The sequence below is a fragment of the Streptomyces sp. NPDC058632 genome, from assembly GCF_042717095.1.
In the GTDB taxonomy this organism is placed as follows: domain Bacteria; phylum Actinomycetota; class Actinomycetes; order Streptomycetales; family Streptomycetaceae; genus Streptomyces.
This window is the reverse complement of the sequence record NZ_JBHXQZ010000066.1, coordinates 486-12223: the sequence shown is the minus strand read 5'-3', so window position 1 is coordinate 12223 and position 11738 is coordinate 486. Positions and strand designations below refer to the sequence as shown.

Here is an 11738-nt window from a genome sequence, read left to right as displayed (position 1 = left end):
GCGACGCCGAACGGCCGGGTCGCTCAGTTCCCCTGGGCGACCCGGCTCAGCGCGCGTTCCACGATCGCCTCCAGCTGGTCGTGGTGCGCGCCCCGCCAGTAGGCGCGGTGGCAGTCGCCGCACTGGGCGAACACGTCGTACGAGCGGTGCGTGCCGCTCTTCAGCTGGTCGGCGACCTCGTCCTTGGTGGCGGCGCGGAGCAGTCCGTTGCAGGCGGTACAGCGGGTCCAGGGGCGCAGCTCGGGCCGGAACCGGTCCAGGACGTACGGCAGCTGCTCGTCGGGCCCGGTGCTGTAGACGAACGCGCCGGCCCACAGTTCCCGGCGGCGCAGCAGCCCGCGGTCGCGGCTGAGCATCACCCGCTTCTCGGCCGCGGACCGGGCGGCCAGGGCCGGGTCGCCGATGTCCGTCGACTCGTACGCCGTGTCCACGCCCAGCAGCCGCAGCCTGCGGGCCAGTGTGCCGAGGTGGACGTCGAGGAGGAAGCGGAGCGGGGCGCCGGGTACGCGCTGGGGGTGGGCGACGGGGCGGACGGTGACCGACTCACCCGCGGCGGGGAGGTGGGAGACGGGCACCTCGCGGCCGTCCACGAGCAGCGCGCCGACCTCCGTCAGCGGGACACCGAGGGACTCGACGACGTGGCCGAGGGTGGAGACGCCGTCGGCCGGAGCCTTCATGGCGCCGGCGGTGCGTGCCCGGGGGACGAAGACGAGCAGGTCGGGGGCGAACTCGACATGGATCTCGGGACCGTTCACCGGGTCAGGATGTCATGTGCGCGGCCCGCGGCCCCGGGATTTCCCCGCCGCCCCCGTCCGGGGAGCCCGGGCGCTCCCGGCTCGTCAGTGCTGGTAGGCCACCAGGGAGATGCCCACGTAGTGGGCGATGAAGGCGGCCAGGGTGAAGGAGTGGAAGACCTCGTGGAAGCCGAACCAGCGCGGTGACGGGTTGGGCTTCTTGAGGCCGTAGATCACCCCGCCCGCGCTGTAGAGCACGCCGCCCACGATCACCAGGACCAGGACGGCGATGCCGCCGCTGCGCATGAAGTCGGGGAGGTAGAAGACGGCGGCCCAGCCCATCGCGATGTAGCACGGGGTGTAGAGCCAGCGCGGGGCGCCCACCCAGAACACCCGGAAGGCGATCCCGGCGAGGGCCGCCGCCCAGATGCCCCACAGCAGCAACCGCCCCTTCGCCTCCGGCAGGAGCAGCATGGTGAGCGGTGTGTAGGTGCCGGCGATGATCAGAAAGATGTTGGCGTGGTCGAGGCGGCGGAGCACGCCGTCCATGCGCGGGCTCCAGTCGCCCCGGTGGTACAGGGCGCTCACGCCGAACAGCAGGCAGGCCGTCAGCGCGAAGACCGCGCAGGCGACGCGGGCCCGGGTCGAGTCGGCGAGGGCGACGAGCGCCAGCCCGGCGACCAGGGCGGCGGGGAACATGCCCAGGTGCAGCCAGCCTCGGAGCTTGGGCTTGACCGGGTGCGGGAGGGAGGTCGGGACCGGTCCGCGGCCTTCGGCCGGCCGGTCCGCGGGCGCGTCGGGCGAGTCCGAGGCGTCGGGGACGAACGCTGTCATGACTGCAATCGTACCTACGGAACCGTAAGTTACGAATCGGTCCGGCGGATCGGCTGCCGTGAAGTGGCCATGATCTCATGCGGCCTACTCGCCAGTACACCCCGCGGCGCATTCCGGTAAAAAGATGACCCGGTGAACGCAACGTGCACGTAAAGAGACCCAGCGTGCGCGTAGGCCCTCCCGGAAAACCGTGGCCATCGTCACTCTGCTCACATGTGAGACCCCCTGGACAGATGGGCACTCGCATCGGAGGATCAAATGAGTGCGGTCGGCACCGGATGAGCGCCCAAGATTCCACCGTGAAGCATCCGGGCCGCAGCCCCCACGGGGCCCTCCAGACCAAGAACCCTCACTTAGGAGCAATCGTGGCGCGCGACATCGCGGCTCCCAGCGTCCCCACCACCCACCAGGGACTCATCTCCTGGGTCAACGAGATCGCCGAGCTGACCCGGCCGGACCACGTGGTCTGGTGCGACGGTTCCGAGGCCGAGTACCAGCGGCTGAGCGAGGAACTGGTCGACAGGGGCACGTTCCGCGCACTCGACCCGGTCAAGCGCCCCAACTCCTACTACGCGGCCTCCGACCCCAGCGACGTCGCCCGCGTCGAGGACCGCACCTTCATCTGCTCCGAGAAGGAGGAGGACGCCGGGCCCACCAACCACTGGAAGGCCCCCGGCGAGATGCGGGAGATCTTCACCGGTGAGAAGGGCGTCTTCCGCGGCTCCATGAAGGGCCGCACGATGTACGTCGTGCCCTTCTGCATGGGCCCCCTCGGCTCGCCGCTGTCCGCGATCGGTGTGGAGATCACCGACTCCGCGTACGTCGCCGTCTCCATGCGCACCATGACCCGCATGGGCCAGGGCGTCCTGGACGAGCTCGGCGACGACGGCTTCTTCGTCAGGGCCGTGCACTCCGTCGGCGCTCCCCTGGAGCCCGGCCAGAAGGACGTGCCCTGGCCCTGCAACCGGACCAAGTACATCTCGCACTTCCCCGAGGACCGCGAGATCTGGTCCTACGGCTCCGGCTACGGCGGCAACGCCCTGCTCGGCAAGAAGTGCTACGCCCTGCGCATCGCCTCCGTCATGGCCCGCGACGAGGGCTGGCTCGCCGAGCACATGCTGATCCTCAAGCTCACCCCGCCGCAGGGGGAGTCCAGGTACGTCGCCGCCGCCTTCCCGAGCGCCTGCGGCAAGACCAACCTCGCCATGCTGGAGCCCACGGTCTCCGGCTGGACCGTCGAGACGATCGGTGACGACATCGCCTGGATGCGGTTCGGCGAGGACGGCCGCCTCTACGCGATCAACCCCGAGGCCGGCTTCTTCGGCGTCGCGCCCGGCACCGGCGAGCACACCAACGCCAACGCGATGAAGACCCTGTGGGGCAACTCGATCTTCACCAACGTCGCCCTCACCGACGACGGCGACGTGTGGTGGGAGGGCATGACCGAGGAGACACCGGCCCACCTGACCGACTGGAAGGGCAACGACTGGACGCCCGAGTCGGCCCGGGAAAATGGATACAGCCCGGCCGCCCACCCCAACGCCCGGTTCACCACGCCCGCCTCCCAGTGCCCGATCATCGCGCCCGAGTGGGAGGACCCCAAGGGCGTGCCGATCTCCGCGATCCTCTTCGGCGGGCGCCGTGCCACGGCCGTCCCCCTGGTGACGGAGTCCTTCGACTGGAACCACGGCGTCTTCCTCGGCGCCAACGTGGCCTCCGAGAAGACCGCCGCCGCCGAGGGCAAGGTCGGCGAGCTGCGCCGCGACCCGTTCGCCATGCTGCCGTTCTGCGGCTACAACATGGGCGACTACATGGGCCACTGGATCGACGTGGCGAAGGACAAGGACCAGTCCAAGCTGCCGAAGATCTACTACGTCAACTGGTTCCGCAAGAACGACGAGGGCACGTTCGTGTGGCCCGGCTTCGGCGAGAACAGCCGCGTCCTGAAGTGGATCGTGGAGCGTCTGGCGGGCACGGCGGACGGCGTCGAGACCCCGATCGGCGTTCTGCCGACCAAGGAGGCCCTCGACACGAACGGTCTCGAACTGTCCGACTCCGACCTGGACTTCCTGCTCACCGTCGACAAGGACGTGTGGCGTGAGGAGGCCGCGCTGGTTCCCGGGCACCTCAACACCTTCGGTGACCACACCCCCACGGAGCTGTGGGACCAGTACCACGCCCTGGTGCGGCGCCTGGGCTGATCCCGCCCGCCGGTCCTCCCGCCGCGGAGGACCCCCAAGACGCCGCGGCCGGCACCGATCGCGCCCTGACCAGCACCCTCGTCACGGCCGGCCGCGGTGACCGCACCCCAGACCGGCGAGGCCCCGCACAACGGCGTGGGGGGCCCTGGGCCTGTCGTCACCCACCCGTCCGCCCCGACGGGAACGGGCGGCGACGGGCCTTCGCCATGTCACCACCCACCACCCGGCGAGCCCGACCCCGCTACTTCGACCGGTCCTTCAGATACTGCGAGAGCGTCCGCTGCCGCTGCCGCTCCTCCTCGCCCACGCTCTCGACCAGCCGCAGTGCCTCCGTGCTCAGCAGGCCGAGCTGGTGTTCGAGGTGCCGCTCCGGAGGCTCCTGGCCCGGCGTGAACCGCGCCCACCAGCGCGTCCGCACGAACGTGTCGACGGCTTCCGGGATGTCCTGCCGTACCGCCCGGGACAGGGCGTGGACGGCCTCCGGGTCCTGGGCGAGGATCTCGGGCGCCCAGTCGGGGTCGAGCAGCGCGGACAGCAGCCCGGTCAGTTCGCCGAGCCGGCCGGCCGCCGCGTCCGGCAGGTCGACGCCCGCGAGATAGGCCTCGAGCCGCTCGAAGTCGGCCCGCACCTCGTCGAGCTGCGCGGACGGGTCCGGGAAGTCCGGCGGACCCGGCCGCTCCGGCGGGGCGATCAGCGCGCCCGCACCGTACAGACCGGCCACCACGACCGGCCAGTACACCCCGGCCACGCCCGTGAACGTCAGCACCAGCCCGACGAGCCCGCCCGCGCTGCCGGCGAGGTTCTTGCGGGACTCCAGGTACGCCAGCGCCCTACTGGTAGCCACGGATCTCCTCGAAGGCGCCGTCCAGCGAGCCCTTCCGGGCGTCGAAGAGACGGCCGCCGGTCAGTTCGGCGATGTCCTCCAGTTCCGCGCGGTCGGAGTCGCCGAAGAGGATGGGGAAGACGGGGATGTCGGTCTGCCCGTCCGGCAGCCCGGCGTGGAAGTCCTCGAACGCCCCGGCACCGGGACCCGCGGTGTTCTCGCCGTCCGTCATCAGCACGATGGACGTGAACGTGTCCTCGCCGCCGCCGAGACGGCCGTAGGCCTGCTCCAGCGACGAGTAGATCGCGGTGTCGCCCGAGGCGGACAGCCGCCCGGTGTCCCGGCGGATCGCGGCGAGGCCCTTCTCCGGGTCGTCGGGGTTGACGACATGGGTGCGCACGCTCTTCACGTCCGTGCCGAACGGCATCAGCGTGACCTCCTCCCGCTCCCGGAAGTCGTCGGTGAGGCCGGTGAGGGCCTTCTTCAGCCGGTCGAGGCGGTCGCCCTCCATCGAGCCGGAGGTGTCGAGGACGTACACCGTCCGCGAGGGGCGGCGCAGTTCGTTCTGGTACGAGTCGAGCAGGCCCTCGGCGACGGAGAGGCTGCCGGGGAACGGCAGTTCGCGCCGCCGGCCGTCGTCGAGGCCGGCCGCCGGTTCCACCCCGGGGACCACCGGGCGGCGCAGCGTGCGGTCGGTGATCAGCCGCTGCACGGCGTTCGAGCGCAGCGACTCGGTCACCCGGCGCACGTTGTCGCGGGTGTCCGCGTCCGTGGCGGCCAGGGAGGAGAGCGGATAGTCGGCGGTGACCACGCCGTCCTTCGGGCGGATCACGGTCAGGTCGTCGAGGCCCAGCAGGACGGACTCGTAGTTGAGGAGCGCGTCGACGTCACCGCGGCGGGCGTACGCGCCGGCCAGCCAGCCCGACGAACCCGACGTCAGCTTCTGTCCCTTGAAGAACTCCTTCAGCTTCGGGCGTGCCTTCGCCACATCCGCGTCGGTGAGCGCGGACTGGGCTCCCGAGAGTGCCGAGGCGACCGATATCAGCGTGGAGAAACCCGAGTTGGAGCGGTTGGGGTCGGTCATCCCGTAGGTGAGCTTCCCGCCTCGGACCGCCTCGTCGATGTCGGACCAGGTGACCTCGGCGGGCTTCCATCCCAACTCCCGGACGACGGGGTTCTTGACGCCGATGGCGAGCGGGCTGGACATGACCGGGGTCTGCGAGACGACCCTCTTCTCCGCGGCCGGGTTCAGCCGCAGATAGTCGTTGGAGGACAGCCACACGGCGTCGTACCGGTCGTCCGCCTTCCCCTCGGCCAGCAGGTCCACGGCGTCGAGGGTGCCCATGTAGGTGGGCCGCAGCGTGACCCCGGTGTCCTCCTCGACCTGCTCGAACACCGGCTCCATATCGCTGAGTTCGCTGGAGGCGAGGACCCGCAGGGTGCCGGGCCGGGGCTCGTTGCCGTCCTGCTCCTCGTCGCCGGAGGAGGACGTGCACGCGGTCAGCAGGGTGAGGGCCGCGAGCCCGGCGGCGAGCAGGGAGGCCGGCGGGCGGCGGCGCCGCACGGCGGGCGAACATCTCGTCACGTCCGGCCGGTGGTTCATCCGATGCCGCCTTCCAGGGAGTTCTGCGACCGGCTGCGCTCCAGGTACGTGCTCGCGCTCCGGAGTTCGGAGGTCAGGCTCTCCACCGTCGCCGCCATCACCTCGGTCGCCCGCACCTTGTAGGTGTCGATGTCGTCGAGGGTGCGGTAGATCTGCTGGAAGGCCGCCCGCAGCGTCTCGACGCCGACCGCCGGGTCGGCCGCGATGCGCTGGATCTCCCCGCTCTGCGTCGCCAGCATCTCCGCGTTGGACCGGATCAGTTCCTCGGTGGTCCCGCGCAGGGCGTCGACCTGCTCGACGACCTTCTTCTGGTTCTCGAGTGCCGAGGCCAGCATCACGGAGATCCGCAGTGCCGACACGGTCGTGGTGGCCGCGCGGTCCACCCCCTTGATCAGCTCGTCGTTGTTGCGGCGTACGACGTCCATGGCGAGGTAGCCCTGCGCGCAGACCGCGAGCTGGGTCAGCAGGTCCTGCTGCTTCTGCCGGACCGGGAAGAGGACGTCGGCGCGCAGCGCGTCGGCCTGCGCCGGATCGCCCGCCTCGGCCTGGGCGATGTGCCGCTCGACGGCCGCGTCCAGGGCCTCGGTCAGGACGACGTGCTCCTGGAGCTTGCCCATGCTCTCCCAGAGGCGGACCCGCTCGGTCTGCAGCGAGGCGTTGTCACGCCGCAGTTCGTCCTGCCCGCCGCGCAGCGAACCCACGATCCTGTTCAGGGTGGACTGCGAGGAGGCGTACTTGGCGACGTGGTCGCGCAGCTTGTTGCCGCCGGGCAGCCGGGAGAGGAACGTGCGTGCCTTGCCCGCCGGCAGGTCCCGCGGGTCCAGGTCCTCGACCACACGCCGCAGTTCGACGAGCGAGCCCGCCACCTTGGACTGGGCGTCCCCGCCCTTGCCGGGCAGGCTGCGGACGGTGCGCTCCAGCATGCGGTTGGACTGCGCGGTGGCGGTGCGCATCTCACCGGCGCCCAGCGCGGTGATCTCGCCGACCTTGCCGGCGAACTCGGGCGAGCGGGCGTCCAGGGCGGCCAGGCCCTCGACGTACGCGGCGGCCCTGGCCGCCATCTCCTCGCGGACACCGTCCTCGACCGGGACGAGTCCGCCGGCCTTCTCCCGCGGCACGGCGGCGACGGCCTCGGGCGGTGTGAGGACGAAGTCCCCTCCGGTGTTCGTCACGTGAATCCTTCCCCCTTATCCCCGCGCCCGTCGCGCCAGTTCGCGCAGCACCGCGGAGGTGGGCACGGGGGCCTGACGGACGCCGGTCAGTTCCTGCTTGAGATACGCGGTGCGCCGCGAGGTGGCCTGCTCGAACTCGGCGAGGTCGCCCTGCGGCCGGAAACCGTGCCGGACCGCCAGCTTGCGCAAAGCCGGTTCGGTGCCCAGGAGTTCGGCCAGGCCCTTGCCGTCGTCGGTGAGCGGGACGACGGTGTGGTCGCTGTTGACCGTGGTGTCCGGGTACAGGACGACCAGGTCGTCGGGGTTCTGCTGCTCACCGAGGAGGGCGGCCACCTGGGACTCGTAGATGAGGACGAGCGGGTTGCCCGCGCCGCTGACGAAGTCCCGGAAGACAGCGTCGGAGCTGGCCTGTTGCGCGCCCTGGACACTGACCAGCTTCCGCATCAGCGGTGCCGCGCGCCCCACCTCCGCGTCGCTCGAGACGACCTTGCCGCCGTTGGCCACGTAGGAGGCGGCGGCCAGGTAGAGGGCGCCCGAGTTGGAGGTCTCCGGATCTGTGCTGGAGATGTAGAGGGTGCCGGTCAGCTCCCCGTACTCGCCCGCGCCCTCGAGCTCCTGCCAGGTCCGGTCGTCCTCGGCGGCCTCCAGGTAGGCGTCCATCCTCAGGGTCCCCCGGCTCCGCCCGTCCAGTGTGGCCAGCCCGTTCCGGGCGAGCACCTCGGCGGCCCCGCTGTGGGCCACGACGACGAGGGGCGAGTAGAACGGGCGGGGAAGGGAGCCTTGGACCTTGTGCTTGGCGGCGAGTTCGGCGGCCGGCGCCTGGCTGGACGGGAAGGCGAGGTCGTACCCCGTGAGGTCCAGCCCTTCCATGGCCCAGGACCCGGAGGTCTGGGCCTCGACGGTGTAACCCTTGGCGTCCAGGGCCTTCACCACGTCGGGATCTGCGAAGAACTCGGCCTTCTCCGACCCGATGACCATGCGCACGGTCTTCGTTGCCGTGCCTGTCTCCTCGTTGTCCCGGCCTGCGACGACGGCAGCCACCACGCCGCCGATCAGCAGCACCGCGAGGATGATCCCTGCGATTCGTCTCACACGCGGAGCGTCCCTCCGGAATCCGTCATTCCTGGGCGGCCCGGGTGAACGGAGAGTGTCCTCGTGATACCGGTATGCAACGGGAACCGGCCACTCCGGACCAGGTGCCCGGGAGCCTCCACGTCGTCACGGCCACCGCTCCCTTCTCGAGGCCGCGGACCAACTCCTCATGTGCCGGACCGTGTTCGGCCTGTCGCTGCTGCGCCGACCGATCCTGCCGCCGGAGCGGAACGCCGAACAGCTGGAGCGCATCGCTGAGCCGGCACGGCGTCACCGGGTTGTTTCCCGGATCCTTCCGCGGAACTGCGGCCCGCACCCGCTCATGATGGGCATGGCCAAGGCCATGACCCTTCCCGATGCTTCTCCACCGGTCCACCTGGAGTCGCAGTACAGCGGGACACCATGGACGATCCGGCCCTCGTGACGCGGTATCGCAAGGCATGCGATCTGCTCAGGGCCGCCGCACTGCCTCCGGAGGCGTCCCTCGCCCTGATCGAGCAAGCACGCCCGCACCGGGATCCCGCCGGCCGCCGCGATCGAACCGCACACACAGGGGCACCGAATCGAGGTGCGGGGCCGGAGGGCGATCGCACCGGTCGCCTCCACCGGGCACCACGACGGCCAGTGACTCCGCAGCGCGCCACGGCCGGCTTCGGCAGAGCCTTGTCCGCTTCCACACACCGCCCGCACGGACCACCGGCAGTGGGCGGCGCCCTGGACAAGGGCCGCCCACCGCCGACAATTCAGGTTCTACTTCCTCTTACGGGCCTGCGCGACTCCGAAGACCACGAAGACCACGAAGACCACGATGACGATTCCGGCCAACAGCCGGAGAGGAACACCATCGAGTCCTTTGTGGGCCAGGACAGCCGGATCGGCGGATGACCGCACGAGAGCTCCTCCGTGGGACGGCAGAACCAAGGGGTCGCTCATGATCTGCTGGGCGTAGTCGACCGTTTGGGTGGCGCGCGGGCAGCCCTGTCCGACGTCCTGGCCGGTGGGATTGCCTGCCTGGCCGTAGCGGTACTGCCAGGAGGAGTTCGGCGTGGTGCCCTTCTCCTCCTCGGCGTGGGAGAAGCGGCCGGCGCTGTCGCAGGTGCAGGTGGTCCTCAGGCCGGTGACCCGTCAGCGCGGGTGCGGATCCTGGCGCCGTCCGTGCCCGCGTTCGAGTACGAGTGGGCGACCTCGGCCAGGGTGACCCTGGGCGAGGTCGCCTTGATCTTCTCCGGCCGGCTGGACTTGTCCGGGGTCACCGTCCGGACGGTGACCCCGGCGGTGGCTGGTGCGTGGCACCCGGTCCGCGCGTCGCTGTGGGTGCACGCGGACCGGGGCCGTCGGTGGGAGCCCCGGGGCGGGGCTCAGTGGGACGCGAGTTCGCGCGGTTCGAGGGCCGCGGTGTGCGCGTCCATCCGCTCGGCGGCCAGGATGGCGGCCACCGTGTCGGCGCGGGAGGCGGCGACGACCAGGGCGCGGCCCGCGAGGGCGTGCGCCTGTCGGTGCAGGGTGGTGACGCGGGGCGCGCTCCCGCTCGTGGTCGCCGACGCTCGGGCCGGCTCGCTTCCTCCCCGCAGGCGGGTCACCTGCGCGGCGAGCCGCTCGGCCGCCGTGTCCAGATCGGCCGAGGGTGCCACGGCGCGCAGCTCGTCGGTGACGGTGAGCAGTGCGTCGAGATGGCCCGCGAGCTGGATGTCCAGCTCTTCCTCGCGGGAGCGGCGGGGAAAGTCGTGAGGAGAGTCGGCCATCGCGCGGTGGACCGACTTGGTGCGGATCGGTTCATACATGGATGGCCTCCTGAGTGCTATCAGGAAGCCATCCTAGCTTAGAATTCGTCTAAAGTTGAGCAGTTGACAGAACCGGACGAAGTGGGCACGCAGAGTCAGACCTGGCAGTAGCCGTCCAGGAAGCGGGCGATCCGGCCCACCGCGTCCCGCAGGTCGTCGGCCGACGGCAGGGTCACCACCCGGAAGTGGTCGGGCTCCGTCCAGTTGAAGCCCGTGCCGTGCACGACCATGATCTTCTCGCTGCGCAGCAGGTCGAGCACCATCTGCCGGTCGTCCTTGACCTTGAAGACAGTGGGGTCGAGCCGCGGGAAGAGGTACAGCGCCCCCTTCGGCTTCACGCAGGTCACGCCCGGGATCTGGGTCAGCAGGTCGTACGCCGTGTCCCGCTGCTCGCGCAGCCGGCCGCCCGGCAGCACCAGGTCGTTGATGGTCTGACGTCCGCTGAGGGCGGCGACCACGCCGTGCTGGCCCGGCATGTTCGCGCACAGGCGCATGTTCGCCAGGATCGTCAGGCCCTCGATGTAGGAGTCGGCGTGCGCGCGGGGTCCGGAGATCGCCATCCAGCCGACCCGGTATCCGGCCACCCGGTACGCCTTCGACATGCCGTTGAAGGTGAGGGTGAGCAGGTCGGGGGCGATCGAGGCGGTGGGGGTGTGCGTGGCGTCGTCGTAGAGGATCTTGTCGTAGATCTCGTCCGAGCAGACCAGCAGGTTGTGCCGGCGGGCGATGTCGGTCAGGCCCCTGACCATCGCCTCGTCGTAGACCGCGCCGGTCGGGTTGTTCGGGTTGATGATGACGATCGCCTTGGTGCGGTCGGTGACCTTGCGCTCCACGTCGGCGAGGTCCGGCATCCAGTCGGACTGCTCGTCGCACCGGTAGTGCACCGCCGTACCGCCGGACAGTGAGACGGCCGCCGTCCACAGCGGGTAGTCCGGCGACGGGACGAGCACCTCGTCCCCGTCGTCGAGCAGGGCCTGCATCGCCATCACGATCAGCTCGGAGACGCCGTTGCCGATGAAGACGTGCTCGACGTCGGTCTCTATGCCGAGGGTCTGGTTGTGCATCACGACCGCCCGGCGCGCGGCCAGCAGCCCCTTCGCGTCGCCGTAGCCGTGCGCCGACGACACGTTGCGGAGGATGTCCTCCAGGATCTCGGGCGGGCACTCGAACCCGAACGCCGCCGGGTTGCCGGTGTTGAGCTTGACGATGCGGTGCCCTGCTGCCTCCAGTCGCATCGCCTCCTCGAGCACCGGGCCCCGGATCTCGTAACAGACGTTGGCGAGCTTGGTCGACTGGATCACCTGCATGGTGGGAGCTTACGGCCCGGTAATGCCGTTTGCGGCGTGTTATCCGCCACGTGAGACGTGTCGGTCGGGGCGGAATGTCCGGCTGCCCGTGACGGAGCGCTGTGGGAACGTTCCCGGCCGTGATCGTTGAAGCCGCCGTGGAAGCCGCTCCATCACCTCCGCACCGAGCCTCCCCCGCGCGGGCGCCTCCC

Annotated in this window: 12 protein-coding genes; 2 read left to right on the top strand and 10 right to left on the bottom strand. The window is 70.5% G+C overall.

Going from position 1 to position 11738, the window contains the following annotated elements; all coding sequences use genetic code 11:
* Nucleotides 1-23: 23 nt before the first annotated feature.
* Together ACFWVE_RS23750 and ACFWVE_RS23745 are read right to left on the bottom strand one after the other, a co-directional pair.
* Complete coding sequence (locus ACFWVE_RS23750) at nt 24-755, bottom strand: Mut7-C RNAse domain-containing protein (protein ID WP_384017355.1); 732 nt, start codon at nt 753-755, stop codon at nt 24-26.
* A gap of 84 nt (nt 756-839) precedes the next feature.
* Nucleotides 840-1568 (bottom strand): hemolysin III family protein, encoded by a 729-nt coding sequence (locus ACFWVE_RS23745; protein WP_384017352.1) that lies wholly within the window; start codon nt 1566-1568, stop codon nt 840-842.
* A 365-nt stretch (nt 1569-1933) separates the two neighbouring features.
* Here ACFWVE_RS23745 and ACFWVE_RS23740 point away from each other — a divergent pair, with 365 nt between their 5' ends.
* Entirely contained in the window at nt 1934-3769 is a 1836-nt protein-coding gene (locus ACFWVE_RS23740; protein WP_384017349.1) for a phosphoenolpyruvate carboxykinase (GTP), read from the top strand.
* A gap of 241 nt (nt 3770-4010) precedes the next feature.
* On the opposite strand, the gene ACFWVE_RS23735 is transcribed toward ACFWVE_RS23740, so the two are convergent.
* From ACFWVE_RS23735 to ACFWVE_RS23720, 4 genes are read right to left on the bottom strand one after another with little or no spacing between them, the layout of a single operon-like run.
* Nucleotides 4011-4613 (bottom strand): hypothetical protein, encoded by a 603-nt coding sequence (locus ACFWVE_RS23735; protein WP_384017346.1) that lies wholly within the window; start codon nt 4611-4613, stop codon nt 4011-4013.
* The gene (locus ACFWVE_RS23730; protein ID WP_384017343.1) at nt 4600-6195 is read right to left on the bottom strand and encodes a substrate-binding domain-containing protein; all 1596 of its coding nucleotides are present in this window, start codon (nt 6193-6195) and stop codon (nt 4600-4602) included. Before ACFWVE_RS23730 ends, ACFWVE_RS23735 begins: the two co-directional genes overlap by 14 nt.
* The gene (locus tag ACFWVE_RS23725) at nt 6192-7367 is read right to left on the bottom strand and encodes a toxic anion resistance protein (protein WP_384017340.1); all 1176 of its coding nucleotides are present in this window, start codon (nt 7365-7367) and stop codon (nt 6192-6194) included. Before ACFWVE_RS23725 ends, ACFWVE_RS23730 begins: the two co-directional genes overlap by 4 nt.
* Nucleotides 7368-7382: 15 nt before the next feature.
* Nucleotides 7383-8459, bottom strand: a complete 1077-nt coding sequence (locus ACFWVE_RS23720; protein WP_384017337.1) for a substrate-binding domain-containing protein — start codon at nt 8457-8459, stop codon at nt 7383-7385.
* A gap of 169 nt (nt 8460-8628) precedes the next feature.
* Here ACFWVE_RS23720 and ACFWVE_RS23715 point away from each other — a divergent pair, with 169 nt between their 5' ends.
* Complete coding sequence (locus tag ACFWVE_RS23715; protein WP_384017334.1) at nt 8629-8883, top strand: Scr1 family TA system antitoxin-like transcriptional regulator; 255 nt, start codon at nt 8629-8631, stop codon at nt 8881-8883.
* Between the two features lie 326 nt (nt 8884-9209).
* Here ACFWVE_RS23715 and ACFWVE_RS23710 read toward each other — a convergent pair whose 3' ends face one another.
* The 4 genes from ACFWVE_RS23710 to ACFWVE_RS23695 all read right to left on the bottom strand — a co-directional run bounded on the left by ACFWVE_RS23710 (nt 9210) and on the right by ACFWVE_RS23695 (nt 11547).
* Complete coding sequence (locus ACFWVE_RS23710) at nt 9210-9350, bottom strand: hypothetical protein (protein ID WP_384017331.1); 141 nt, start codon at nt 9348-9350, stop codon at nt 9210-9212.
* A 218-nt stretch (nt 9351-9568) separates the two neighbouring features.
* Entirely contained in the window at nt 9569-9712 is a 144-nt protein-coding gene (locus ACFWVE_RS23705) for a hypothetical protein (RefSeq protein ID WP_384017328.1), read from the bottom strand.
* A 105-nt stretch (nt 9713-9817) separates the two neighbouring features.
* Entirely contained in the window at nt 9818-10240 is a 423-nt protein-coding gene (locus ACFWVE_RS23700; RefSeq protein WP_384017325.1) for a hypothetical protein, read from the bottom strand.
* Nucleotides 10241-10335: 95 nt separating this feature from the next.
* Nucleotides 10336-11547, bottom strand: a complete 1212-nt coding sequence (locus ACFWVE_RS23695) for a pyridoxal phosphate-dependent aminotransferase (protein ID WP_384017322.1) — start codon at nt 11545-11547, stop codon at nt 10336-10338.
* Nucleotides 11548-11738 lie beyond the last annotated feature (191 nt).

Coding starts and splice junctions, on each gene's coding strand:
- ACFWVE_RS23695 (WP_384017322.1), bottom strand. CDS start 11,547: ATGCAGGTGATCCAGTCGACCAAGCTCGCCAACGTCTGTTACGAGATC.
- ACFWVE_RS23730 (WP_384017343.1), bottom strand. CDS start 6,195: ATGAACCACCGGCCGGACGTGACGAGATGTTCGCCCGCCGTGCGGCGC.
- ACFWVE_RS23715 (WP_384017334.1), top strand. CDS start 8,629: ATGTGCCGGACCGTGTTCGGCCTGTCGCTGCTGCGCCGACCGATCCTG.
- ACFWVE_RS23700 (WP_384017325.1), bottom strand. CDS start 10,240: ATGTATGAACCGATCCGCACCAAGTCGGTCCACCGCGCGATGGCCGAC.
- ACFWVE_RS23745 (WP_384017352.1), bottom strand. CDS start 1,568: ATGACAGCGTTCGTCCCCGACGCCTCGGACTCGCCCGACGCGCCCGCG.